The sequence below is a fragment of the Yoonia sp. genome (assembly GCF_965660735.1).
GTDB lineage: Bacteria > Pseudomonadota > Alphaproteobacteria > Rhodobacterales > Rhodobacteraceae > Yoonia.
In genome coordinates this window covers 1-23,315 of record NZ_CBFIBD010000043.1, presented here as the reverse complement: position 1 = coordinate 23,315, position 23,315 = coordinate 1, and the positions used below count along the sequence as shown (strand labels likewise).

General features: G+C 60.8%; 27 protein-coding genes. 23 read left to right on the top strand and 4 right to left on the bottom strand.

Translation table 11 applies throughout. The annotated features are described in order from the left end of the window. The 4 genes from moaA to glmU all read right to left on the bottom strand — a co-directional run. Positions 1-788 (bottom strand): GTP 3',8-cyclase MoaA (gene moaA, locus ACTG4B_RS13430; RefSeq protein WP_439156213.1); only part of this gene is annotated, 788 nt, incomplete at its 3' end. A gap of 76 nt (positions 789-864) precedes the next feature. Then, on the bottom strand, positions 865-1,548 hold the full coding sequence (locus ACTG4B_RS13425) for a DNA alkylation repair protein (RefSeq protein ID WP_439156212.1): 684 nt from the start codon (positions 1,546-1,548) through the stop codon (positions 865-867). After that, entirely contained in the window at positions 1,545-3,368 is a 1,824-nt protein-coding gene (gene glmS, locus ACTG4B_RS13420) for a glutamine--fructose-6-phosphate transaminase (isomerizing) (RefSeq protein WP_439156211.1), read from the bottom strand. Before glmS ends, ACTG4B_RS13425 begins: the two co-directional genes overlap by 4 nt. 3 nt (positions 3,369-3,371) lie before the next feature. Next, positions 3,372-4,715, bottom strand: a complete 1,344-nt coding sequence (gene glmU / locus ACTG4B_RS13415) for a bifunctional UDP-N-acetylglucosamine diphosphorylase/glucosamine-1-phosphate N-acetyltransferase GlmU (protein ID WP_439156210.1) — start codon at positions 4,713-4,715, stop codon at positions 3,372-3,374. A 129-nt stretch (positions 4,716-4,844) separates the two neighbouring features. On the opposite strand from glmU, the gene ACTG4B_RS13410 reads away from it, so the two are divergent. From ACTG4B_RS13410 to nuoG, 23 genes are all read left to right on the top strand, one after another. After that, positions 4,845-5,507 carry an HAD-IA family hydrolase gene (locus ACTG4B_RS13410; RefSeq protein ID WP_439156209.1) on the top strand — a complete coding sequence of 221 codons (663 nt, stop codon included), beginning with the start codon at positions 4,845-4,847 and terminating at the stop codon, positions 5,505-5,507. 39 nt (positions 5,508-5,546) lie between these two features. Further along, complete coding sequence (locus ACTG4B_RS13405; protein ID WP_439156208.1) at positions 5,547-6,752, top strand: DegT/DnrJ/EryC1/StrS family aminotransferase; 1,206 nt, start codon at positions 5,547-5,549, stop codon at positions 6,750-6,752. 77 nt (positions 6,753-6,829) lie between these two features. Next, a complete protein-coding gene (locus tag ACTG4B_RS13400) occupies positions 6,830-7,993 on the top strand; it encodes an acyl-CoA dehydrogenase family protein (protein ID WP_439156207.1) in 1,164 nt (387 codons plus the stop codon). Further along, a complete protein-coding gene (locus ACTG4B_RS13395) occupies positions 7,990-8,286 on the top strand; it encodes a hypothetical protein (protein WP_439156206.1) in 297 nt (98 codons plus the stop codon). The genes ACTG4B_RS13400 and ACTG4B_RS13395 overlap by 4 nt, the downstream gene beginning before the upstream one ends. Next, positions 8,283-9,845 carry a carboxyl transferase domain-containing protein gene (locus tag ACTG4B_RS13390; protein WP_439156205.1) on the top strand — a complete coding sequence of 521 codons (1,563 nt, stop codon included), beginning with the start codon at positions 8,283-8,285 and terminating at the stop codon, positions 9,843-9,845. The genes ACTG4B_RS13395 and ACTG4B_RS13390 overlap by 4 nt, the downstream gene beginning before the upstream one ends. 3 nt (positions 9,846-9,848) lie before the next feature. Further along, a complete protein-coding gene (locus tag ACTG4B_RS13385) occupies positions 9,849-11,759 on the top strand; it encodes an acetyl/propionyl/methylcrotonyl-CoA carboxylase subunit alpha (RefSeq protein WP_439156204.1) in 1,911 nt (636 codons plus the stop codon). Next, positions 11,756-12,406 carry a glutathione S-transferase family protein gene (locus ACTG4B_RS13380; protein ID WP_439156203.1) on the top strand — a complete coding sequence of 217 codons (651 nt, stop codon included), beginning with the start codon at positions 11,756-11,758 and terminating at the stop codon, positions 12,404-12,406. Before ACTG4B_RS13385 ends, ACTG4B_RS13380 begins: the two co-directional genes overlap by 4 nt. 75 nt (positions 12,407-12,481) lie before the next feature. Next, positions 12,482-13,342, top strand: a complete 861-nt coding sequence (locus ACTG4B_RS13375) for a hydroxymethylglutaryl-CoA lyase (RefSeq protein WP_439156202.1) — start codon at positions 12,482-12,484, stop codon at positions 13,340-13,342. Further along, positions 13,339-14,112 carry a crotonase/enoyl-CoA hydratase family protein gene (locus tag ACTG4B_RS13370; RefSeq protein WP_439156201.1) on the top strand — a complete coding sequence of 258 codons (774 nt, stop codon included), beginning with the start codon at positions 13,339-13,341 and terminating at the stop codon, positions 14,110-14,112. Before ACTG4B_RS13375 ends, ACTG4B_RS13370 begins: the two co-directional genes overlap by 4 nt. Before the next feature lie 144 nt (positions 14,113-14,256). Next, a complete protein-coding gene (locus tag ACTG4B_RS13365; protein WP_439156214.1) occupies positions 14,257-14,622 on the top strand; it encodes an NADH-quinone oxidoreductase subunit A in 366 nt (121 codons plus the stop codon). Next, positions 14,622-15,143 carry a NuoB/complex I 20 kDa subunit family protein gene (locus ACTG4B_RS13360; protein ID WP_439156200.1) on the top strand — a complete coding sequence of 174 codons (522 nt, stop codon included), beginning with the start codon at positions 14,622-14,624 and terminating at the stop codon, positions 15,141-15,143. The genes ACTG4B_RS13365 and ACTG4B_RS13360 overlap by 1 nt, the downstream gene beginning before the upstream one ends. A gap of 109 nt (positions 15,144-15,252) precedes the next feature. After that, positions 15,253-15,864 carry an NADH-quinone oxidoreductase subunit C gene (locus ACTG4B_RS13355; protein WP_439156199.1) on the top strand — a complete coding sequence of 204 codons (612 nt, stop codon included), beginning with the start codon at positions 15,253-15,255 and terminating at the stop codon, positions 15,862-15,864. Further along, entirely contained in the window at positions 15,861-17,099 is a 1,239-nt protein-coding gene (locus ACTG4B_RS13350; RefSeq protein ID WP_439156198.1) for an NADH-quinone oxidoreductase subunit D, read from the top strand. Before ACTG4B_RS13355 ends, ACTG4B_RS13350 begins: the two co-directional genes overlap by 4 nt. Continuing rightward, positions 17,096-17,290, top strand: coding sequence for a hypothetical protein (locus ACTG4B_RS13345; RefSeq protein ID WP_439156197.1), 195 nt, complete (start codon positions 17,096-17,098; stop codon positions 17,288-17,290). The genes ACTG4B_RS13350 and ACTG4B_RS13345 overlap by 4 nt, the downstream gene beginning before the upstream one ends. 7 nt (positions 17,291-17,297) lie before the next feature. After that, complete coding sequence (locus ACTG4B_RS13340; protein WP_439156196.1) at positions 17,298-17,456, top strand: hypothetical protein; 159 nt, start codon at positions 17,298-17,300, stop codon at positions 17,454-17,456. A 41-nt stretch (positions 17,457-17,497) separates the two neighbouring features. Further along, positions 17,498-17,776, top strand: a complete 279-nt coding sequence (locus tag ACTG4B_RS13335) for a hypothetical protein (RefSeq protein WP_439156195.1) — start codon at positions 17,498-17,500, stop codon at positions 17,774-17,776. A 124-nt stretch (positions 17,777-17,900) separates the two neighbouring features. Further along, complete coding sequence (locus ACTG4B_RS13330; RefSeq protein ID WP_439156194.1) at positions 17,901-19,010, top strand: NADH-quinone oxidoreductase subunit E; 1,110 nt, start codon at positions 17,901-17,903, stop codon at positions 19,008-19,010. Between the two features lie 180 nt (positions 19,011-19,190). Then, positions 19,191-19,778 (top strand): NADH:ubiquinone oxidoreductase, encoded by a 588-nt coding sequence (locus ACTG4B_RS13325; protein ID WP_439156193.1) that lies wholly within the window; start codon positions 19,191-19,193, stop codon positions 19,776-19,778. Positions 19,779-19,791: 13 nt separating this feature from the next. Beyond that, a complete protein-coding gene (locus ACTG4B_RS13320; RefSeq protein WP_439156192.1) occupies positions 19,792-20,022 on the top strand; it encodes a DUF5337 domain-containing protein in 231 nt (76 codons plus the stop codon). Continuing rightward, complete coding sequence (nuoF, locus tag ACTG4B_RS13315) at positions 20,022-21,308, top strand: NADH-quinone oxidoreductase subunit NuoF (RefSeq protein WP_439156191.1); 1,287 nt, start codon at positions 20,022-20,024, stop codon at positions 21,306-21,308. The genes ACTG4B_RS13320 and nuoF overlap by 1 nt, the downstream gene beginning before the upstream one ends. Continuing rightward, entirely contained in the window at positions 21,305-21,718 is a 414-nt protein-coding gene (locus ACTG4B_RS13310; RefSeq protein WP_439156190.1) for a hypothetical protein, read from the top strand. Before nuoF ends, ACTG4B_RS13310 begins: the two co-directional genes overlap by 4 nt. Before the next feature lie 179 nt (positions 21,719-21,897). Next, the gene (locus ACTG4B_RS13305) at positions 21,898-22,308 is read left to right on the top strand and encodes a DUF5333 domain-containing protein (RefSeq protein ID WP_439156189.1); all 411 of its coding nucleotides are present in this window, start codon (positions 21,898-21,900) and stop codon (positions 22,306-22,308) included. A 138-nt stretch (positions 22,309-22,446) separates the two neighbouring features. After that, positions 22,447-23,315 (top strand): NADH-quinone oxidoreductase subunit NuoG (gene nuoG, locus ACTG4B_RS13300; protein WP_439156188.1); only part of this gene is annotated, 869 nt, incomplete at its 3' end.

Here is a 23,315-nt window from a genome sequence, read left to right as displayed (position 1 = left end):
CGGTTACAGCTTTCGCAGAAATTATGGGACAGCGGCGTGATGAACCCGATTTTCTGCCCGGTATTTTCGACACGGACATAGCGTGCAGGGCCGCCGGTGCTTTCGGGCAGATCCGTCAGGGCGGACCGTTCCGCCAGACGTGCGCGCAGGTCTTTCAGCGACCAATACTGGCCGATCCGGTCCTCGTTGCCGATATCGCCCATCGGCATCACCTCGATGAAAGTGATGTCGATGTCACGCGATGCGCACCAGTCGGTCAGGGTGAACAATTCATCTTCGTTGAACCCCTGCAGGGCCACGGTGTTGATCTTGACCCGCAGACCGGCCTTTTGCGCGGCATCTATCCCGCGCTTGACCTGCGGCAGACGGCCCCATCGCGTGATGCGGGCGAATTTTTCCTCGTCCAGCGTGTCGAGCGATATATTGATCCGCCGCACACCGGCGGCATACAGATCTTCGGCGTATTTTTCCAACTGGCTGCCGTTGGTGGTCAGCGTCAGTTCGCGCAATGCGCCACTGTCCAGATGCCGCGTCATGGCGCGGAAAAACGTCATGATGTCGCGCCGCACAAGTGGTTCGCCCCCCGTGATGCGCAGCTTGCGCACGCCCAAACGGATAAAGGCCGAACACATGCGGTCCAGCTCCTCTAGCGTCAGCAATTCCTTTTTGGGCAAAAATTGCATGTTTTCGGACATGCAGTAAACGCAGCGGAAATCACAGCGGTCCGTGACGGACACCCGCAGGTATTCGATGGCGCGCGCGAATGGGTCGATCAATGGTTGGGTCATGGGGCCAAACTAGGTTCCGTTGCGGGGTTACGCAAGCCTGATCGTCACCTTTGCGTCGGTTGGATTCGCCTCCTTGTTAGGGGGTCAAATGCGCCTTTGCCTCTTTCGCGGCGGCAGGTTTCATGGTGGCGCCATGGGTTTCCAGAAAGCCGCGCACACGGTCCGGATCGTGTTTGGACAATTCGCGCAGCCACCATGCCACGGCTTTCTGAATGAATCGATCGTGATCGGTGACATAGGTTGCGGCCCAGTCCAGGACACGCGCACGCACGGCAAGTTCCGCCGGTTTGGGGTTGTTCTGCTTGGTCCAGGGCAGGGTCATCACAAGGGCAGCCCGCCGTGCCCACATATGATCGGATGTGGTCCATGCCGCCACCTGATCCAGCCGTGCAGGATCGGCGACCAGTCGTTTCTGCCCGGCAATACTGACATGATCGGCTATCGCCCAAGCGTCGAAATCCGGTACCCAGGACACGATCAAATCCCACACCGCGCTGTCATCGGGACGGATGCGCGCCTGCGTCAGCAGTTTGGCGGCGGCGATCCGGGCCTCGTGAATGTTGCTTTTCCAAAGGCCCCGCGCCAGCGCCAGCCGTGCATCCAGATCAGTATCGGCGCGCCAATCCTTGACGAGCGTGTCAATCACCGGGTTGGCAACACCCAGATAGGGGCGATCCACCTTGTGATAGCGGTGCATTTCACTGGCCTTGGCGGGGTCGGCATGGGCGCGTAGCGCGGCAATGGCATCGGCGGTTTTCATTCGACGGTCACCGATTTGGCAAGGTTGCGGGGCTGGTCAACGTCCGTGCCCTTGGCGATGGCCGTATAATAGGCCAGCAACTGCGCGGGGATGGCATAAAGGATCGGCGCCAGAAACGGGTCGATCTGCGGCATCAGGATCGTGTCCCAGACGCCTGCGCTGGCCTCGGCCGCGCCCTTTTCATCGGTGATCAACAAAACCTTGCCGCCGCGCGCCATGACCTCTTGCATGTTGGAAATCGTCTTGTCGAACAGCGCGTCACGCGGGGCCATGACGATGACGGGCACATGTTTATCAACCAGTGCGATGGGGCCGTGTTTCAATTCACCGGATGCATAAGCCTCGGCATGGATATAGCTGATTTCCTTGAGTTTCAGCGCGCCTTCCATGGCCAGTGGGTACATCGCGCCACGCCCCAGAAACAGGATATCACGCGCCTCTGCCAGCTTGCGGGCGACATCACGGGTCTTGTCCTCGATCCCAAGCGCGAGGTTCATGACGCCCGGCAGGCCGCGCAGGGCGCCCAGTTTTTCGGCCAGTTCCGCCGGTGTGATGCGGCCGCGGACCTCTGCCGCCTTCAGCGCCAGCAGGGCCAGCGTGGTCAACTGACAGGTGAACGCCTTGGTCGAGGCGACGCCGATTTCCGTGCCTGCAAGGATCGGCAGGGGCAGATCGCTTTCGCGCGCGATGGAACTTTCCGGCACGTTGACGACAGACACGATCATGTCGGCTTTGCCTGCCATGTAACGCAAGGCGGCCAGTGTATCGGCGGTTTCACCTGACTGGCTGACGAACAGCGCGACGGTGCCCGCCGTCACCGGCGGTTCGCGATAGCGGAATTCAGATGCGACATCGACCTCGACGGGCAGGCCCGCGATTTGTTCGAACCAGTATTTCGCCACCATGCAGGCGTAAAATGCAGTGCCGCAGGCCACCAGCGTCAGGCGTTCCACTTGCGTAAAATCCAGCCCCGGTTCGGGCAGGGTGATCGCGGTTGCATCGGCGTTGATGTAATGGGCCAGCGCGCCTTGCAGGACGGTGGGCTGTTCGGCGATTTCCTTGGCCATGAAGTGTTTGTAGCCGCCCTTGTCCACGCGGGCAGTGTCGATCTGAATGGTCTTGACGGGGCGTGCGACTGTCTTGCCGGTCGTATCACGAATTTCCAGCGTGGTGCGGGTGATGACGGCCCAGTCGCCTTCTTCCAGATAGGTCAGCTTGTCTGTCATCGGTGCCAGCGCGATGGCATCGGAACCGACGAACATCTCGTCCTGCCCGTGCCCGATGGCCAGCGGCGACCCCTTGCGCGCGGCGACCAGCAGATCCTCTTGCCCGTCGAACAGGAAACAAAGCGCATAGGCCCCTTCCAGTTTTGCGATCGTCGCGGCGGCCGCATCTTGTGGTGTCATGTCCTGATCAAGAAAATATTGCGCCAACAGTGCGACAGTTTCCGTGTCGGTGTCGGTTTCATAGCCAATACCCTGATCCGCCAAAAAGGCACGCAATTCGCGGAAATTCTCGATGATCCCGTTGTGCACGACGGCCACGCCACCTGCGCGATGCGGGTGGGCGTTGCCGACGTTTGGCACGCCATGGGTGGCCCAGCGGGTGTGACCGATACCCGATTTACCCGCCAGCGGATCATGCACCAGCAGGTCCTGCAAATTCACCAGCTTGCCGACCGCCCGCCGCCGGTCCAGATGGCCGTTGTTGACGGTGGCGATGCCCGCGCTGTCATAGCCGCGATATTCCAGCCGCTTCAGCGCCTCGACCAGAATGGGCGCTGCCTCGTGGCGGCCCAGAACCCCGATAATTCCGCACATGGTTCAGCCTTTCCTTGCTTTGAGGTCGCGCAGTTTCTGCATGAGGCGGCGCGCAAGGCCCGGTTTGTTCACCTGCGCTGCGCGGGCCAGCCCCAGATCGCCACTGGGCACATCACGGGTAATGACCGACCCACTGCCGGTCATGGCGGCGTCGCCCACATGCACTGGCGCGACCAGCATGGTGTTCGACCCGATGAATGCATCGGCACCGATCACCGTCTTGTGCTTGAACACACCGTCGTAATTGCAGGTGATCGTGCCTGCGCCGATGTTGGCGCGCGCGCCGATATCCGCGTCGCCGATATAGGACAGGTGGTTGACCTTGGCCCCTTCGGCGATTTGCGCATTCTTGATTTCCACGAAATTGCCGACGCGCACACCCTCGGCCAGTTCTGCGCCGGGGCGCAGCCGCGCATAGGGGCCGACAATCGCGCCGCGGCTGACATGACATCCTTCCAGATGGGAAAACGCGCGGATTGTCGCCCCTGATTCGATGGTGACGCCCGGGCCAAAGACCACATTGGGTTCGATGGTGCTATCGCGCCCGATCACCGTATCATGGGCGAAAAACACCGTTTCGGGGGCGGTCAGTGTGACACCATCCTCTTGCGCCGCACTGCGGGCGCGGGCTTGAAACTGTGCCTCGGCGGCGGCCAGTTCGGCGCGTGAATTGATGCCCAGCGTTTCGGCCTGATCGCATTGCACGACCGTGGCGGTCAGCCCTTGGGCGCGGGCGATCCCCACGATGTCGGTCAGGTAATATTCGCCGGCCGCATTCTCGTTGCCGACCTTGTCGATCAGCGCAAACAGCGTGTCGGCCTTTGCCGCAACGACACCGCTGTTGCACAGCGTCACCGCGCGTTCTGCGTCGGTCGCATCCTTGAATTCCACGATCCGGTCCAACTGGTCGTCTTTCAGGATCAAACGGCCATAGCGGGCAGGATCTGCCGCATCAAACCCCAACACCACGATATCATGGGTCAGCCGGGCGGCGGCCATCGCGGCCAGTGTCTCGGGTGTGATAAAGGGCGTATCGCCATAAAGAACAATCGCATCGCCAGCAAAACCCGCCAGCGCATCCCGCGCCTGCGCGACCGCATGGGCGGTGCCCGATTGTTCGGTTTGCAGCGCGATGACCGCACCCGGGTCAAAGGCATGCGCGGCCCGGGCCACCGCATCGGCCCCGTGACCTGCGACAATCACTGTATGGGCGGGGTCAAGCGCTGCGCCTGCTTTCATCGCATGCACCAGCATTGGCGCGCCTGCAATGTCATGCAGCACCTTGGGCCGGTCGGAATTCATGCGCGTGCCCATGCCTGCGCCAAGGATGATCAGTGCGGTTGCCATTTATGCCTCAATTCCGGTCACGTTGATGACGCTTCTAGCGGGATGTGTGATGATCACAAGGGCAGGGGCTTCACATCAGTTTACATGGCGTTACAGAGGGCAGGTAAACAAATGATGGGGCAGATTGCCATGCGCACAGTGATTTTTGATCTCGACGGGACGTTGGCCGATACCAGCGGCGATTTGATCGCGGCCGCGAATCATTGTTTTCGGGGGCTTGGTCTGGGTGATCTGCTGGACCACGCAGCCGATGCGGCAACGGCCCTGCGCGGCGGGCGGGCGATGCTGACCCTTGGGTTCAGCCGCGTGGACGGGTTTGATGCGGCGCATGTCGATGCACAATATCCGGTGCTGCTTGCCGCCTATGCCGATGCGATCGACACGCATACGGTGCTATATCCCGGCGCGATAGAGGCGGTGGCGCAGCTGCGCGCTGATGGCTATGCCGTGGGCATTGCCACCAACAAACCCGCTGCATTGGCCGAAACGCTGATGCGCAGCCTTGGGGTGCGCGATCATTTTGCATCGCTGATCGGCGCCGATACGCTGCCGGTGCGCAAACCTGACCCTGCACACCATTTCGAGGCCGTGCGCCGTGCAGGTGGCGATGTGCGCCGCTCGCTTCTGGTCGGTGATACCGCGACTGATCGCGACACATCGCGCAACGCCGGCGTGCCGTCGGTGCTGGTCACCTTCGGGCCGGGGCGCGACGATGTGCTGGCGCTGGATGCGGATGCAACCATCGATGATTTCGCCGAACTGTCCGGTGTGGTGGCGCGGCTGATCGGCTAGCCTCTTGACGCGGTCATGAACGGGTCACACAGTTCCCCCATGACAAAGCGTTTCACAGGCAGCTTTACGCAACAGGAACCGATTCCCGACGACGGGATCGCAGCAGCGCTTGCCGTGATGCAAACAGGCCGCCTGCACCGGTATAACACAGCCGGGAACGAGATTTCGCAGACCGCCCTGTTAGAGGAAGAGTTCGCCGCCAGTGTGGGGGCGAAATACTGCCTTGCCGTCGCCTCTGGTGGCTATGCCATAACGACCGCCCTGCGCGCCTGCGGTGTGAAACATGGCGACGCTGTGCTGACGAACGCCTTTACGCTGGCCCCGGTGCCCGGTGCTGTCGCTGCGGTTGGCGGCGTGCCGGTTTATGTCGGTGTGACGCCCGATCTGGTCATTGACCTTGATGATCTGGCCGCCAAGCTGCACCGCGCGCGCGTGCTGCTGCTGAGCCATATGCGCGGGCATATCTGTGATATGGACCGGCTTATGGCCCTGTGCGATGCCGCTGGCGTCACGGTGATCGAGGATTGCGCGCATACGATGGGGGCCGCCTGGGATGGCACGCCCAGCGGGCGCTGGGGGCGGTTCGGCTGCTTTTCGACGCAGACCTATAAACACATCAATTCCGGCGAAGGTGGATTTCTGGTAAGCGATGACGCGATGGGCATGGCCCGCGCGATCATCCTGTCGGGCAGTTACATGCTGTATGAAAAACACCGGGCAGCACCACCGCCCGAAACATTTGCACAGATCAAATATGAAACGCCCAATATCTCTGGCCGGATGGACAACCTGCGTGCCGCGATCCTGCGCCCGCAACTGCGCGACCTGGCAACGCAGGCGGTGCGCTGGAACGAACGCTACCGTGTGCTGGAAACGGGGCTGGCCGACACCCCCGGGCTGAAGTTGATCCCGCGCCCCGAAAAAGAGCAGTTCGTCGCCTCGTCTTTCCAGTTTCTGCTGTTGGACTGGTCAGCGGACGCCGTGGCCGATGTCCTGCGCCGCTGCGCCGCGCGCGGGGTCGAATTGAAGTGGTTCGGCGGGGCAGAGCCCGTTGGGTTCACATCGCGCTATGACAGTTGGCGTTATGCGCCGTCGGAACCGCTGCCTGCATCCGACCGTGTGCTTGCGGGCATCATCGACATGCGCCTGCCGCTGACCTTTTCACTGGACGATTGTGCCCTGATCGCCCGGATCATCCGTGATGAAGTCTCCGTTGTTTATCAGGGCCAGGCCGCGGCCCGATAATTGTGCAGAAATGACTCGACACGGGGGATGTGGCGGGCCTACAACTGAACAAGCGTTCAATTAATCGGAGCCGCACCATGTTTCATGCTTCCATGACCTTTGATCTGGGCGAGGATGTGAATGCCCTGCGCGATATGGTCCACGACTGGGCGCAGACCCGCGTGAAACCCATGGCCGCCGAGATTGACCGGACCAACGCATTTCCGCCTGCACTGTGGACCGAGATGGGCGCACTGGGGCTTCTGGGCGTGACGGTCGATGAACAATACGGTGGCGCGGGCATGTCCTATCTGGCGCACACCGTAGCCGTTGAGGAGATCGCCCGCGCCAGCGCATCGGTGTCGCTGTCCTACGGGGCGCATTCCAACCTCTGTGTGAACCAGATCAAACTGAATGGGACTGACGCGCAAAAGGCCAAATATCTGCCGCGTCTGATCAGTGGCGCACATGTGGGCGCGCTGGCGATGTCAGAGGCCGGGGCAGGGTCCGACGTGGTGTCGATGACCCTGCGGGCCGAAAAGCGTAACGATCATTACCGCCTGAACGGCAACAAATACTGGATCACCAACGGGCCGGACGCTGACACGCTGGTGGTCTATGCCAAGACCGACCCCGATGCGGGGTCCAAGGGCATCACCGCCTTTCTCATTGAAAAAGAGATGACAGGTTTCAGCACATCACCGCATTTCGACAAGCTGGGGATGCGGGGGTCGAACACGGCCGAGCTGATTTTTGATGACGTGCAGGTGCCATTTGAAAACGTGCTGGGCGAAGAAGGGCGCGGGGTTGCCGTGCTGATGTCGGGGCTGGACTACGAACGCGTCGTGCTGGCAGGCATCGGGCTGGGCATCATGGCCGCCTGTCTGGATGAAATCATGCCCTATCTTGCGTCACGCAAACAGTTCGGCCAGCCGATCGGGAACTTCCAGCTGATGCAGGGCAAGATCGCCGATATGTATACCGCGATGAATTCCGCCCGCGCCTATGTCTACGAGGTCGCAAAGGCCTGCGACAAGGGCACGGTGACACGACAGGACGCCGCCGCCTGCTGTCTTTATGCCAGCGAAGAGGCGATGAAACAGGCGCATCAGGCGGTGCAGGCGATGGGCGGCGCGGGGTTCCTGGCCGATGCGCCCGTCGCGCGCCTGTTCCGCGATGCGAAACTGATGGAAATCGGCGCCGGCACATCGGAAATCCGCCGGATGCTGGTGGGCCGCGAATTGATGGGGGCGATGGGGTGAAACGCTGGGTGATCTTTATGCCTGTTGCTGCTCTCGCCGCCTTGGCCGCTGTGCTGGGGCTGCGGATGGGGCAGGTGCCCAGTGAGACCGAGATCATCAACCGATATGCCGCCGCCTATCTGGATATGACACCCGCCGGGGCCAGCCCGACCGATTGCGCTGCCACCACCCACTCCGATCCGGCGGTGCGCATGGTGATTACCTGTGTGCATCCCAATGGTGTCGCCACGACATTTTACACAGGCCCGCGCGGTGAACCGCTGCCCGATCCGCAACAAGGACCAGCCGCATGAGCGATGCCGAGATTCACCTTGCCGCACTGGAAAAGGTCCGCGATGCAGCACAGGCCGCGGCACTGGGGGGCGGGGAAAAATCCCGCACGCGCCATGTCAGCCGGGGCAAGATGCTGCCGCGTGACCGGGTTGCGGGCCTGCTGGACCCCGGCAGCCCATTCCTTGAAATAGGTGCGACGGCGGCGCATGGGATGTATGACGGCGCTGCCCCCTGTGCCGGTGTGATCGCCGGTGTCGGGCGCGTGAACGGCAACCAGGTGATGGTTGTCTGCAATGATGCTACCGTAAAGGGCGGCACTTATTATCCGATGACCGTCAAGAAACACCTGCGGGCACAGGAAATCGCGGCGGCCTGTCATTTGCCTTGCGTCTATCTGGTCGATAGCGGCGGCGCGAACCTGCCTAATCAGGACGAGGTATTTCCCGATCGCGACCATTTCGGCCGGATATTCTATAATCAGGCGCAAATGTCGGCGGCGGGCATTCCCCAGATCGCCGTGGTCATGGGATCCTGCACGGCGGGCGGGGCCTATGTGCCCGCCATGGCTGATGTGTCGATCATCGTAAAGGGCCAGGGCACGATCTTTCTTGCCGGTCCGCCGCTGGTCAAAGCCGCGACAGGCGAGGTTGTCAGCGCCGAAGCGCTGGGCGGTGGCGATGTGCACACCCGCCTGTCAGGTGTCGCGGATTATCTGGCCGAGGATGATGCCCATGCACTGGCGCTGGCACGGCAGGCCGTCGCGTCATGCAATCTTGATAATGCCATTAATATCAAGCGCCTGGTGTCCGAACCTCCCGCATATGATCCGGTGACATTGTTCGATGTGATCCCCGCCGACCTGCGCACGCCCTATGATATCCGCGAGGTGATCCGCCGGATCGTGGACGGGTCACGCTTTGATGAATTCAAGGCGCGGTTCGGCGAAACGCTGGTCTGCGGGTTCGCCCATATTGATGGTTGGCCCTGCGGGATCGTGGCCAACAACGGCGTGCTGTTTTCCGAAAGCGCGCAAAAGGGCGCGCATTTCGTGGAACTGTGCAGCCAGCGCAAGATCCCGCTGGTGTTCCTGCAAAACATCACCGGCTTCATGGTGGGCCAGAAGTACGAGAACGAAGGGATCGCGCGGCATGGCGCCAAGATGGTGACAGCCGTGGCGACCACGAAGGTGCCCAAGATCACCATGGTCGTGGGCGGGTCGTTCGGTGCGGGGAATTATGGCATGTCGGGAAGGGCATACAGCCCGCATTTCATGTGGTCATGGCCAACCAGCCGGATCAGCGTGATGGGTGGCGAACAGGCGGCCGGTGTGCTGGCGACGGTGAAACGTGACGCGATCGAACGCAGCGGCGGGGACTGGTCGGCAGCGGACGAAGCCGCCTTCAAGCAGCCCACGATTGACATGTTTGCCGAGCAGTCACACCCGCTTTACGCCTCTGCCCGCCTGTGGGACGACGGCATCATTGACCCGCGCAAATCGCGCGAAGTGCTGGCACTGTCGCTGGCGGCTGCCTGCAATGCGCCCATAGAGGAGACACGTTTTGGCGTGTTCCGGATGTAAAAGATGTTTGACACGATCCTGATTGCCAATAGGGGCGAGATTGCCTGCCGGATCATCCGCACCGCGCGCGCCATGGGTGTGCGGACGGTGGCGGTGTATTCGGATGCCGACGCGCAGGCCCTGCATGTCGCCCAGGCGGACGCGGCGGTGCGGCTGGGCCCTGCACCCGTGGCCGACAGTTACCTGCGCGGCGATCTGATCATTCAGGCGGCCCTGGACACCGGCGCGCATGCGATCCATCCGGGCTATGGCTTTCTGTCGGAAAACCCTGATTTCGTCGATGCGGTGATACAAGCGGGGCTGGTGTTCATCGGCCCGTCGGCGGATGCAATCCGTGCGATGGGGCTGAAGGATGCCGCCAAGGGACTGATGGCCAAGGCTGGCGTGCCGGTTGTGCCGGGGTATCACGGGAACAACCAGGATCCCGCTTTTCTGGCCGAAAAAGCAGCTGAGATCGGCTATCCAATTCTGATCAAGGCGGTCGCTGGCGGTGGCGGCAAGGGCATGCGGCTGGTTGAGGGCGCGGCAAATTTTCGCGAAAATTTGGCCTCTGCCCAGGCAGAGGCGCGCACCGCCTTTGGAAACGCGGACGTGCTGATTGAAAAATACATAACGACCCCGCGCCACATCGAGGTGCAGGTTTTCGGTGATGGCACGGATGCGGTGCATCTGTTCGAACGTGATTGTTCGCTGCAACGCCGCCACCAGAAAGTGATCGAGGAAGCCCCCGCGCCGGGCATGACCGCTGACATGCGCAGTGCCATGGGCGATGCGGCGGTGACGGCGGCAAAGGCCATCGGCTATGCAGGCGCGGGCACCATCGAATTTATCGTGGATGGGTCCGGGGGGCTGCGCGCCGACGGGTTCTGGTTCATGGAAATGAACACGCGATTGCAGGTGGAACACCCCGTGACAGAGGCGATCACCGGCGTCGATCTGGTTGCATGGCAATTGCGCGTTGCCGCTGGCGAGGCTTTGCCGGCCCGACAAGAGGATATTGCGATCGATGGCCACGCTTTCGAGGCGCGACTTTATGCCGAGGACGTGCCGGCAGGGTTTCTGCCCGCCACCGGCGTGATCGATCATCTGGTTTTTCCCGCCGCTGCCCGGATCGACAGCGGCGTAGCCGCCGGGTCCGAGGTGTCGCCCTGGTATGACCCGATGATCGCGAAGATCACTGTCCACGGGGCGGACCGTGCCAACGCGCTGCGGGCGCTGTCGGCTGCGCTGGATCAGACGCAGGTGGCGGGCATGGTGACGAACCTTGGGTTCCTGCGGGCGCTGTCGCGTGATCCGGGGTTTGTCGCTGGCGCTGTTGATACCGGGCTGATTGCGCGGGAACAGGCCAGGCTTTGCGCGGCCCCTGTGCCGGATGCGCGGTCTGTCGCTGTGGCGGCTGTCACAGCGGCGGGGATCGGGCGGGATGCGCAGACGGGCTTTGCGCTGTGGCAGCCGCTGGGCCGGGATATCCTGCTCGGCCATGGGGGCGACGACACACCTGTGCGGCTTTTTGTTCAGGGTGGTGGCCGCTGCGACGTGACCGTGGGGGCTGACAATCTGACGCTGCGCTGGCGTGGCGCTGACTGGGGCCTGCCTGCGGTGCGGCATGGACAGAGGGTGACGGTGTTTGGTCCGCAAACGCTGACCTTTGATGTCATTGATCCGCTGGCCCGTGCGGGAGATGCGCCAGGCGGCGACACGGTGCTGGCCCCCATGCCGGGGTTAGTGCGGGATGTGGCGGTGTCAACGGGCCAGCCGGTGTGCGCGGGTGACCGCTTGATCGTGCTGGAGGCGATGAAGATGGAACATGTTCTGCGCGCGCCCCGCGACGGGGTAATCGCCGGCGTTGCGGTGGCGACCGGCGATCAGGTGACAGCGGGCGCGTTGATGGTAGCGCTGGAGGCTTTGGGATGATCCGTCTGCACCATTGCCCCCAGACCCGGTCGATGCGCAGCCTTTGGTTGCTGCATGAAGTCGGAGTAGATTTCGATGTGGTGGTCTATCCGTTTGACAAGACGCTGCGCGAAGAACCCTACCGGTCGCTGAACCCCACAGGCCGGGTGCCGACGCTAGAGATCGACGGTATCGTCTTGACCGAAAGCGGCGCCATCGCGGAATTTCTGTGCGAGCGTTTTCCGGCTGCGGGTCTGGGCCGGGAACCGGGGCATGACGAGCGCGCTGCATGGCTGAACTGGATCCATTTCGCCGAAACCATCAGCCAGCATTGCGCCGCCCTGACCCAGCAGCATGTTGCCCTGCGCGAGGATCATATGCGCAGCCCCATCATCATGCAGCTTGAGGCGCGGCGCCTGGCCAAGACCCTTGCCACTGTCGAGGCCGCATTGTCGGGGGATTATCTGCTGTCGTCATTTTCTGCCGCCGATGTCGGCGTGGGGCAGGCGGTATATATGGCCACGCATTTCGTTCGGCTGGATAGCTTGCCCAGGGTGGCGGCATGGTATGCCCGGTTGCAGGCCCGTCCTGCGTTTCAAAAGGCACTGCCAGCGGGGCCGGTGCTTTATGCCAGAGATTTTTATGAACCATGGGAGGTGACGCCATGATTGGGGCGCTGCCCCCGTCCCGGACTTTGTCCGGGCCTCCCCCGGGATATTTGAACGACGAAGAAGCGGGGTGTCATGGCTGAGTTTGTGCGTATTCACGAGGTGGGCCCGCGTGACGGGTTGCAGAATGAACCGGGGCTGATCGGGGTGGACCGCAAGGTGGCACTGATCGATCTGCTGGGGACATCCGGGCTGCGTGATATCGAGGTAGGCAGTTTCGTCAGCCCCAAATGGGTGCCGCAGATGGCCGACACCGATCAGGTGCTGGCCCGGCTGCATCCGGTGGAGGGTGTGCGTTATGGCGTGCTGGTGCCCAATATGCGGGGCTGGGACGGGTTTATCGCGGCGCGTGTGCCCGGTGTCACATATGAGGTGGCGGTTTTTATTTCGGCGTCCGAAGGGTTTTCGCAAAGCAACCTGAATTGTTCGATTGCCACGTCCGTCGAACGGCTGTCGCCCGTCGTGCAGGCAGCACAGGCGGCGGGTGTCGGGGTGCGCGGCTATATTTCCTGCGTGACCGATTGCCCGTTCGACGGCGCCGTGCCACCCGAAGCCGTGGCGCGCGCGGCCGCTATGTTGCGCGATGTGGCGCCGATGCCCCTGTCACTGGGCGATACCATCGGCAAGGGCACGCCTGCACGTGTGACTGCGATGCTCGAGGCCGTCATGGCCGAGGTGCCGGTCGGGGATCTTGCCGGCCATTTCCATGATACCGGCGGGCGGGCGCTGGCCAATATCAGCGCCGCGCTGGATCTGGGGGTGCGGGCCTTTGACAGCGCGGTGGGCGGGCTTGGCGGCTGTCCTTATGCCCCCGGTGCGCCCGGTAATGTGGCGACCGAGGCGGTGCTGGAACTGGTGCACGGCTTGGGGTTCACGACGGGCATAGACGTGGATGTGATTGACAGGGCAGCGGAGATGGCGCGGGGGATGCGATGATTGATCTGACGGTTGATGCGCGCGGTGTCGCGACATTGGCGCTGGCACGGCCCGACAAACACAACGCGCTGTCGCAGGCGCTGATCGATGATTTGCGTTCGGCGACAGATCGGATTGCAGCAGACAGGTCGGTCCGTGTCGTCGTGCTGACCGGGCAGGGGGCGTCTTTTTGTGCCGGGGGCGATCTGGGCTGGATGCGTGACCAGATGGCGGGCGACGCAGAGGTGAAACGCGCCGCGGCCAGGTCGCTGGCGCACATGCTGGGGGCGATCAACACGTTGCCGCAGCCGGTGATTGGCCGTATACAGGGCAATGCCTTTGGCGGAGGGGTCGGCATGGCTTGTGTCTGTGATGTGGCGATAGCGGCGGATCATGTAAAATTCGGGCTGACCGAAACAAGGCTGGGGCTGATCCCCGCAACGATCGGCCCCTATGTGCTGGCCCGCATGGGCGAGGCGCACGCGCGCCGGGTGTTCATGTCGTCGCGCGTTTTTGATGCGGCAGAGGCGATGACACTGGGCATTTTGGCCCGGGCGGTGCCTGCCGATCAACTTGATGCTGCAATCGCGGCAGAGGTGGCTCCTTATCTGACATGCGCGCCGGGGGCTGTGGCTGCGGCCAAAGCCTTTGCCCGCAGTCTGGGCCCGGCGATCGATGATGCCACGGTAGAACGCTCCATTGACGCGCTGATTGCCCGTTGGGACGATCCGGAAGCCGCACAGGGAATTGCGGCGTTCTTTGATAAAATCCCGCCACCCTGGGCCCGCTAAGACCCGGTAAGGGCGTCCTTTTGACACGCGAAAAACCCATGGTTTCCACGCCGTGCTTGGTTGACCGTGCCCGGAGCGAGGGTTATGCAACACCAAGCCAAATCTGGCGCGCCTGTTGACGTGCCATGCCGAAAGGAACGCCATTTGCCCGAAATGTTGTCCGAATATCTGCCGATCATGATCTTTCTGGGGCTGGCGATCGCGCTGGGCCTGATCCTGATTCTGGCTGCGGCCATCGTGGCCGTCCGCAACCCTGACCCTGAAAAAGTGTCGGCGTATGAATGTGGTTTCAACGCCTTTGATGACGCACGAATGAAATTCGATGTGCGTTTTTATCTGGTGTCGATCCTGTTCATCATCTTTGATCTGGAGGTCGCTTTCCTGTTCCCTTGGGCCGTCGCCTTTGCTGACATCAGCATGACGGCGTTCTGGTCGATGATGGTGTTCCTTGGGGTGCTGACCATCGGCTTTGCCTATGAATGGAAGAAAGGGGCACTGGAATGGGAGTGATGACCGGAACCGCCGTGGGCGCCGACAAGGAACACGCCACACAGACCCTGAACCGCGAATTGCAGGACAAGGGTTTCCTTGTGACCAGCACTGCCGATATCATCAACTGGGCGCGCACCGGGTCGCTGCACTGGATGACATTCGGTCTGGCCTGCTGTGCGGTCGAGATGATGCACACCTCCATGCCGCGCTATGATCTGGAACGGTTCGGCACCGCGCCGCGCGCGTCCCCGCGCCAATCGGACCTGATGATTGTGGCGGGCACGCTGACCAACAAGATGGCGCCCGCGCTGCGCAAGGTCTATGACCAGATGCCCGAACCGCGTTACGTGATCTCGATGGGGTCCTGTGCCAACGGCGGTGGTTATTACCACTACAGCTATTCGGTGGTGCGTGGCTGCGACCGGATCGTGCCTGTGGATATATACGTGCCTGGGTGCCCGCCGACAGCAGAGGCGCTGCTTTATGGCATCCTGCAATTGCAGCGCAAAATGCGCCGGACCGGGACAATCGTGCGCTAGGTCGCGTGTGATGGAAAAATTCTGCGCCAGGGCGCGCGTCGCGCAAGGCAGCGCCAATCCGCATGTGGCGCGACAAGCCTGCGTCAGGCACCTGTGAAAAGGAACTACGATGACAGAAGCGTTGCAAGAACTCGGCACCCATCTGGAAATGAAACGCACAGATTGCGTGCTGTCATGGCAGGTCGCGCATGACGAATTGACGGTCACCGTCGCGCCGTCATCGCTGGTCAGCTTTGTCGAGTTTCTGAAGGTCGACAAGGCGTGTCAGTTTTCCACTCTGGTGGATATAACGGCGGTGGATTACCCCAGCCGCGCCAAGCGGTTCGATGTGGTTTACCATTTCCTGAGCATGTATCAGAACCACCGCATCCGCGTGCGCGTGCAAATCCGCGAAGAAGACACGATGCCGTCGATCATGTCGGTGCATCCCTCGGCCAACTGGTTTGAACGCGAGGTGTTCGACATGTTCGGCATCCTGTTCACCGGCCATCCGGATTTGCGCCGCATTCTGACTGATTATGGCTTTCGCGGGCATCCGCTGCGCAAGGATTTCCCGACGACGGGCTATACCGAAGTGCGCTATGACGAGGTGCAAAAGCGCGTGGTTTACGAACCCGTCAGCCTTGTGCAGGAATATCGCCAGTTCGATTTCATGTCGCCATGGGAAGGGGCCGAATACATTTTGCCCGGCGACGAGAAGACCAAGGAGGCCGCGAAATGATGGACGGCGATATCAGGGTGAACACTTATGATGACGGATCGACTGACGCCGCGACCGGCGAACAGCAGATCCGGAATTTCAACATCAACTTTGGCCCGCAGCACCCCGCGGCGCACGGGGTGTTACGGCTGGTGCTGGAACTGGACGGCGAGATCGTCGAACGCTGTGACCCGCATATCGGCCTGCTGCACCGTGGCACTGAAAAGCTGATGGAAAGCCGCACTTACCTGCAAAACCTGCCTTATCTGGACCGGTTGGATTACGTGGCCCCGATGAACCAGGAACATGCGTGGTGCATGGCGATCGAGCGGTTGACGGGCACGCAGGTGCCGCGCCGCGCCAGCCTGATCCGTGTGCTGTATTCCGAAATCGGGCGTATCCTGTCGCATTTGCTGAACGTGACGACGCAGGCCATGGACGTGGGCGCGCTGACCCCACCACTTTGGGGGTTTGAAGAGCGTGAAAAGCTGATGGTCTTTTACGAACGCGCTTGCGGGGCGCGTTTGCACGCGGCCTACTTCCGCCCCGGCGGGGTGCATCAGGACCTGCCCGATCAACTGGTCGAGGATATTGATGCCTGGGCCGTGGAATTTCCCAAGGTGCTGGACGATATCGACGGGCTGCTGACAGAAAACCGGATTTTCAAACAGCGCAACGCCAATATCGGCATCGTGACCGAGGAAGAGATCCAGGAATGGGGTTTTTCCGGCGTAATGGTGCGTGGCTCCGGCCTTGCCTGGGATTTGCGCCGCGCGCAGCCCTATGAATGCTATGACGAATTCGAATTCCAGATCCCTGTCGGTAAGAACGGCGATTGCTATGACCGTTACCTCTGCCGGATGGAGGAAATGCGCCAGTCCACATCCATCATCCGTCAGGCCTGCGAAAAGCTGCGCCATGAAAAGGGCGACGTGATGGCGCGCGGCAAGATGACCCCGCCGTCACGTGGTGAGATGAAAACCTCGATGGAGGCGCTGATCCATCATTTCAAGCTATACACCGAAGGCTTCCATGTTCCCGCAGGCGAGGTTTACGCCGCAGTCGAGGCGCCAAAGGGTGAATTTGGCGTCTATCTTGTGGCTGATGGCACCAACCGGCCGTATCGCGCGAAACTGCGCGCGCCGGGCTATCTGCATCTTCAGGCGATGGATCACGTGTGCAAGGGCCACCAACTGGCCGATGTCAGCGCGATCATTGGCACCATGGACGTGGTGTTCGGGGAAATCGACAGATGAGCATGGCCGACATCCTGATCGGGTTTCTGGTCGCGGGCGGGTTTTTCGTGGCCGCAATCGTGTCGCGGATGTTCCGCAAAGCCGGCACCGGGATTGTGATCGGTGGTGTTGCGGGCATCGCGGTGTCGGTCCTCATCCTGTATTACGGTTTGTCCGATCAGTTGATTTCAGAGGCTGTTGCTGCGGAATGATCCAGCCATGATGACCCTGTCGATCAATTACTGGCTGTTGCTTTACGGCGCATTTGCGGGACTGGGTGCCGTGATTGCCGCCCGTGGCCGCAACCGTCTGATCAAGGCGGCGGTTGTCGGCGCAGCGGTGGTTTTTCTGGTGGACCTCGCCCGCGATCTGGTATGAGCCTGAAGCGTAAGTATGACGAAACGAAAGTGAGACGACCCATGACACGTGCCCTGATCCTTATGTCCCTGTTTGCCCTGTCAGCCTGTGCTGAGGGTGTGCAAATGCCCGCGTCAGGAATGTCGGCCGAGGGCCGTTTCCTGACTGCGGTTGAAAACAACGGCTGCATCCTGAATCAGGCAAACACAGCCCGTGTCCTGCAAGAGGCGGACCTGACAACAGCCCAGGTGACGGATATCGTGACGAAACTGGCGGCCGAGGGTAAGGTCGAAACTTCGATGGGCGCATCGCTGCGGATCACATCGGATCGGTGCAGCTGATGAGCAGTCTTGGCATACCTGGCTTGCTTCTTTTGGCCACGACTGGTTTTAACCCTGCAGGAGTCGTGGCTGGCTCGATATTTTTGGCCATGACGAGTGCCGCAATCATAACCGGAATGAATTGATGCTACGCCGCCTTTATCACGACCAGCCCGAAACATTCGTCTTTACGCCCGACAATCTGAAGTGGGCCGAGGCACAGATCAGAAAATTCCCCGAGGGGCGTCAGGCCTCGGCGATCATTCCCATTCTGTGGCGTGCGCAGGAACAAGAAGGCTGGCTGACACGGCCAGCGATCGAATATGTGGCCGATATGCTGGATCTGGCGTTCATTCGCGCGCTTGAAGTGGCCTCGTTCTATTTCATGTTCCAGCTTCAGCCGGTTGGATCGGTCGCGCATGTTCAGGTCTGTGGCACGCTGTCCTGCATGATCTGTGGCGCCGAGGATCTGATCGGCGTCTGTCGTGACAAGATCGCGGATCAGCCGCATGCCTTGTCTGCCGATGGCAAGTTTTCTTGGGAAGAGGTGGAATGCCTTGGATCCTGTGCCAACGCGCCCATGGCCCAGATCGGCAAGGATTACTACGAAGACCTGACCGCAGAACGTCTGGGTGAAATCATTGATGAACTGGCTGCGGGTCGCGTGCCTGTGCCCGGTCCGCAGAACGGACGTTTTGCCGCCGAACCGCTAAAGGGGCTGACCAGCCTGCGCGGCCATGAAAGCGGCAAGACAGAATATAACGCCAGCGTGCAACTGGCCACTGATATCGGTGACACCGTCAAGCGCATCGACGGCACCGAGGTTCCATTGTTGACCCCCTGGATCAACGATGCCCCGCAAAAACCTGCTGCGGGCAAAAAACCCAAGGCGCCCAAACCCTCTGCACAGGCCCCCGCCGACAAGACGGGCGTGACCAAGCAAGAGGCGCAGGCGGTATCAAAGGCCAAGCCGGTCTCGAAATCCCATCCCGAAACAGCTGCGTCTGCGGAAAAGAAGCCACGCACCATGTCTGCCCCCCGCAAGGCGGGGGCCGATGACCTCAAGCAGATCAGCGGCGTTGGTCCAAAACTCGAAGGCGTGTTGAACGAACTTGGTTTCTGGCACTTTGACCAAATCGCGAAATGGAGCCCGGCAGAGGTCGCATGGGTCGATAGCCGTCTGAAATTCAAGGGCCGGATCATGCGGGATGACTGGATGGCGCAGGCTGCTGAGTTGGCTAAAAAAGCGACTTGATTTGAATTTTTCAGCGGTTTTGCAGCATAGGGGCAGATAACACAGCTGATTTGCACAAATTATTTACGCTTTGGCCGCCAATCGGTTACACCTGTGGCAATCAGTGCGACGCATCCGGTGTCGCGTTGCGATCCACAGTCCGGCAGTGTCACACCTGCGGTGACGAAAGGGAGTATGAACATGATCGATTTCAATAGGCCCGCCTCCAAGATTGAAGGCATCGCCGCGGTTGCCGCCTTGTTTGGCCTTATCGCCACAGGTGTGGCATTTGTCCTTTACGACTTTGGATTTCTTGCAGCTTTGGTGATCGGCGTGATCATCGGCGCTGCGGTTGCGGTTGTTCTGTTTCTTGGCTGGCGCGATCCTGCACCTGGTCCCGGGCAGGCCAGATCTGACAGTGCCCCGGCACCTGTCGCGGCCCCGGCAAAAAAAGCAGCACCAGAAAAAGCAGCACCAGAAAAAGCGGCCGATGCCGCCGCGACCGGCAAGCCGGCGTTGCTGAGTGCCGCGCGCGAAGGGGGGGCGGATGATCTCAAGCAGATCAAGGGCGTCGGCCCAAAACTGGAAAAGACGCTGCACGAGATGGGCATCTATCATTTTGACCAGATCGCTGCGTGGGGCCCCGCAGAGCAGGCCTGGATCGATGACAATCTGGAAGGTTTCAAAGGCCGTGCAACCCGCGATGATTGGGTTCAGCAGGCCAAGACACTGGCCGCAGGCGGCGAGACTGAATTTTCCGGCAAAGTGAAGAAAGGCGGCGTTTATTAACGCTGTTTTCACCATGGCGCAGCACGGAAAGACAGATCAGTCCAAGGCAGGACAACGGGTCGCGTTGATCATGGCGGGAACTGGTGTCATGTGGATGGTTGCGATCTGGGCGGGGTCGCAATACGGCTGGTCCAATCGCGCACGGGCCTTTTTTGACCTTGCGGCGCTGGCCGGTTTCGGCTTTGCGCTGTGGCAGACATTTCAACTCTGGCGCGCGCGCCAGAACGACAAGGGCGGCAACTGATGCTCAAAGATAAAGACCGGATTTTTACCAACCTTTACGGGATGCACGAACGCACCCTTGCTGGCGCGCAACAGCGTGGCCACTGGGACGGCACGGCGGACATCATCAAAAAGGGACGCGACTGGATCATCAACGAAATGAAGGCGTCTGGCCTGCGTGGTCGGGGCGGCGCGGGTTTTCCAACGGGGTTGAAATGGTCTTTCATGCCCAAGGAAAGCGACGGGCGGCCTGCCTATCTGGTGGTGAATGCCGACGAATCCGAACCGGGGACCTGCAAGGACCGCGAAATCATGCGCCACGACCCGCATACGCTGGTCGAAGGCTGCCTGATCGCGTCTTTCGCAATGAATGCGCATGCCTGCTATATCTACATCCGCGGTGAATACATCCGCGAGAAAGAGGCACTGCAAGCCGCCATCGACGAGGCATATGCCGCAGGTCTTGTGGGCAAGAATGCCGCCAAATCCGGTTGGGACTTTGATATTTACCTGACCCACGGCGCGGGCGCTTACATTTGTGGCGAAGAGACAGCACTCCTGGAAAGCCTTGAAGGCAAAAAGGGCATGCCCCGCATGAAACCGCCGTTCCCGGCGGGGGCGGGTCTTTATGGCTGCCCGACCACGGTGAACAACGTGGAATCCATCGCCGTGGTGCCCACGATCCTAAGACGCGGTGGTGCGTGGTTTTCCGGCATGGGCCGTCCCAACAACGCCGGCACCAAGCTCTTTGCGATTTCGGGCCATGTGAATAACCCCTGTGTGGTCGAAGAAGAAATGTCGATCCCCTTCGAGGAGCTGATCGAAAAGCATTGCGGCGGTATCCGTGGCGGTTGGGGCAACCTCAAGGCGGTGATCCCGGGTGGGTCTTCGGTGCCCTGCGTGCGCGGTGAAAACATGCGCGATGCGATCATGGATTTTGACGCGCTCAAGGAAAAAGGGTCATCACTGGGCACCGCTGCGGTGATCGTGATGGACCAGTCCACCGACATGATCAAGAATATCTGGCGGCTGTCGAAGTTCTACAAACACGAAAGCTGTGGCCAGTGCACCCCCTGCCGCGAAGGCACCGGCTGGATGATGCGCGTGATGGCGCGGCTGGTCGAAGGCAACGCGAGCGTCGAAGAAATCGACATGCTGCTGGACGTGACAAAACAGGTCGAAGGCCATACGATCTGCGCATTGGGTGATGCGGCCGCCTGGCCCATTCAGGGCCTGATCAAGAATTTCCGGGACGAGATCGAGGACCGGATCAAACATAAACGCGTGACGGGGATTGCTGCAGAATGATGATGCGTGGGCTGATGTTTGGTGCGGTGCTGACCTTGGCCGCTTGTGCAACGGGTCCGCAGGCCGCACGGTCATTCGATGACCCGGCGGTACAAAAACTGTTCAGCCTGCCCACCCCACAATATTATGCCACGACCGCGCTGGCCAGCCGGATCGCGGCGAACTGCGCGCGCTATACCTATGATTCCGTCCTTGATGTGCAAATCAATCAAAAGCGCAACGAAGTTGGGCGTGGGTCGCTGTCAGCGATGGGACTGCGTGACGCCATCGATGTCGAAACCGACGTAACCATCAGAAGTTTTGCTGCCAAACACGGTGTCGATGTGCAGGCTGGCGATGATCTGTGTCCTGCGGCCGATGCTGAAATGCTGGAAGCATCCGCGCTGAGCGCTGTTCTGATCCCTGTTTAATCGCCCAAGCGGTGATTTTTGTAAGAGGCCGCAAATCATTGCGGCCTTTTTTGTTGGCGGGCAAATTCCGGCGATGGATACATTTCCGCTGATATTGCGGTGGTGTTATTGAATATCCAGCGGTCAATCGCGATGTCTGTCCTTACAGCAGGCCCCGGCAGGCGGGGCAGGAGCCGACAATGAAAAAGACACGGGAAGTTGTCACAGCCCTGGGGTTGGGACTTGTGGTGATGGCCGGCAGCCTTGCGGCGCAGACTGTGCCGCTGAAAGATGTGGCAGAGGTGCGCAATGGCATCATCTACGTCGGCATGGCTTATGAAATTTCAGAGCAATGCGACAGCATCAGCGCGCGCATCTTTCGGGGGATCGGCTTTTTGCAATCACTTAAGAATCGGGCGCGTGCGCTAGGATATTCTGGCGAAGAAATTGACGACTATGTAAATGATCCCGAAGAAAAGCGCCGGTTGGAACAGATTGCCCGTGATCAGCTTGCCGCATTGGGGGTGATCAAGGGGCAACCGGCTACATATTGCGCTGTTGGTCGTGCGCAGATGGATGCAGGCACGCGCGTGGGCTGGCTGCTGCGCTAAATTCATATGCAAATGGCTGAATATGACAGGTTTTTTGTCAATCCGGCTGGCATCGCATCCCATGTCGCGTTAGAACGCGACCAACGCCGTGGCCCATTCACGATGGGGACCACGCGACTGGGAACATAAAGGCGTGCCATGTCTGATCTGCGCAAAGTCATCATTGATGGAAAAGAGGTCGAGGTTGACGGGGCAATGACCCTGATCCAGGCCTGCGAAGAGGCCGGGATCGAAATCCCCCGTTTCTGCTATCACGAACGGCTGTCCATAGCTGGCAACTGCCGGATGTGTCTGGTCGAGGTTGTGGGCGGCCCGCCAAAGCCCGCTGCATCCTGTGCGATGCAAGTCAAGGATCTGCGCCCCGGTCCCGAAGGCCAGTCGCCCGTGGTGAAAACCAACAGCCCGATGGTCAAGAAGGCCCGTGAGGGCGTGATGGAATTTCTGCTGATCAACCACCCGCTGGATTGCCCGATCTGCGACCAGGGGGGCGAATGTGATTTGCAGGATCAGGCGATGGCCTATGGCGTCGATTTCAGCCGCTACCGTGAACCCAAGCGCGCGACCGAGGATCTGGATCTTGGCCCGCTTGTCGAAACCCATATGACGCGCTGTATTTCGTGCACCCGCTGCGTGCGTTTCACGACAGAAGTCGCGGGCATTCACCAGATGGGCCAGACCGGGCGCGGTGAAGATGCCGAGATTACGTCCTATCTGGGCGAAACGCTTGATTCGAACATGCAGGGCAACATCATTGATTTGTGTCCTGTGGGTGCGCTTGTGTCGAAACCCTATGCCTTTACGGCGCGCCCGTGGGAGCTGACAAAAACCGAATCCATCGACGTGATGGATGCGCTTGGGTCCAGCATCCGGGTCGATACGAAGGGCCGCGAAGTCATGCGCTTTCTGCCGCGCAACCATGACGGCGTGAACGAGGAATGGATTTCCGACAAGACACGCTTTGTCTGGGATGGCCTGCGCCGCCAGCGGCTTGATACCCCCTATATCCG

Coding starts and splice junctions, on each gene's coding strand:
- ACTG4B_RS13425 (WP_439156212.1), bottom strand. CDS start 1,548: ATGAAAACCGCCGATGCCATTGCCGCGCTACGCGCCCATGCCGACCCC.
- glmS (WP_439156211.1), bottom strand. CDS start 3,368: ATGTGCGGAATTATCGGGGTTCTGGGCCGCCACGAGGCAGCGCCCATT.
- glmU (WP_439156210.1), bottom strand. CDS start 4,715: ATGGCAACCGCACTGATCATCCTTGGCGCAGGCATGGGCACGCGCATG.
- ACTG4B_RS13410 (WP_439156209.1), top strand. CDS start 4,845: ATGCGCACAGTGATTTTTGATCTCGACGGGACGTTGGCCGATACCAGC.
- ACTG4B_RS13405 (WP_439156208.1), top strand. CDS start 5,547: ATGACAAAGCGTTTCACAGGCAGCTTTACGCAACAGGAACCGATTCCC.
- ACTG4B_RS13400 (WP_439156207.1), top strand. CDS start 6,830: ATGTTTCATGCTTCCATGACCTTTGATCTGGGCGAGGATGTGAATGCC.
- ACTG4B_RS13390 (WP_439156205.1), top strand. CDS start 8,283: ATGAGCGATGCCGAGATTCACCTTGCCGCACTGGAAAAGGTCCGCGAT.
- ACTG4B_RS13385 (WP_439156204.1), top strand. CDS start 9,849: ATGTTTGACACGATCCTGATTGCCAATAGGGGCGAGATTGCCTGCCGG.
- ACTG4B_RS13380 (WP_439156203.1), top strand. CDS start 11,756: ATGATCCGTCTGCACCATTGCCCCCAGACCCGGTCGATGCGCAGCCTT.
- ACTG4B_RS13375 (WP_439156202.1), top strand. CDS start 12,482: ATGGCTGAGTTTGTGCGTATTCACGAGGTGGGCCCGCGTGACGGGTTG.
- ACTG4B_RS13370 (WP_439156201.1), top strand. CDS start 13,339: ATGATTGATCTGACGGTTGATGCGCGCGGTGTCGCGACATTGGCGCTG.
- ACTG4B_RS13360 (WP_439156200.1), top strand. CDS start 14,622: ATGACCGGAACCGCCGTGGGCGCCGACAAGGAACACGCCACACAGACC.
- ACTG4B_RS13355 (WP_439156199.1), top strand. CDS start 15,253: ATGACAGAAGCGTTGCAAGAACTCGGCACCCATCTGGAAATGAAACGC.
- ACTG4B_RS13350 (WP_439156198.1), top strand. CDS start 15,861: ATGATGGACGGCGATATCAGGGTGAACACTTATGATGACGGATCGACT.
- ACTG4B_RS13345 (WP_439156197.1), top strand. CDS start 17,096: ATGAGCATGGCCGACATCCTGATCGGGTTTCTGGTCGCGGGCGGGTTT.
- ACTG4B_RS13340 (WP_439156196.1), top strand. CDS start 17,298: ATGATGACCCTGTCGATCAATTACTGGCTGTTGCTTTACGGCGCATTT.
- ACTG4B_RS13335 (WP_439156195.1), top strand. CDS start 17,498: ATGACACGTGCCCTGATCCTTATGTCCCTGTTTGCCCTGTCAGCCTGT.
- ACTG4B_RS13330 (WP_439156194.1), top strand. CDS start 17,901: ATGCTACGCCGCCTTTATCACGACCAGCCCGAAACATTCGTCTTTACG.
- ACTG4B_RS13325 (WP_439156193.1), top strand. CDS start 19,191: ATGATCGATTTCAATAGGCCCGCCTCCAAGATTGAAGGCATCGCCGCG.
- ACTG4B_RS13320 (WP_439156192.1), top strand. CDS start 19,792: ATGGCGCAGCACGGAAAGACAGATCAGTCCAAGGCAGGACAACGGGTC.
- nuoF (WP_439156191.1), top strand. CDS start 20,022: ATGCTCAAAGATAAAGACCGGATTTTTACCAACCTTTACGGGATGCAC.
- ACTG4B_RS13310 (WP_439156190.1), top strand. CDS start 21,305: ATGATGATGCGTGGGCTGATGTTTGGTGCGGTGCTGACCTTGGCCGCT.
- ACTG4B_RS13305 (WP_439156189.1), top strand. CDS start 21,898: ATGAAAAAGACACGGGAAGTTGTCACAGCCCTGGGGTTGGGACTTGTG.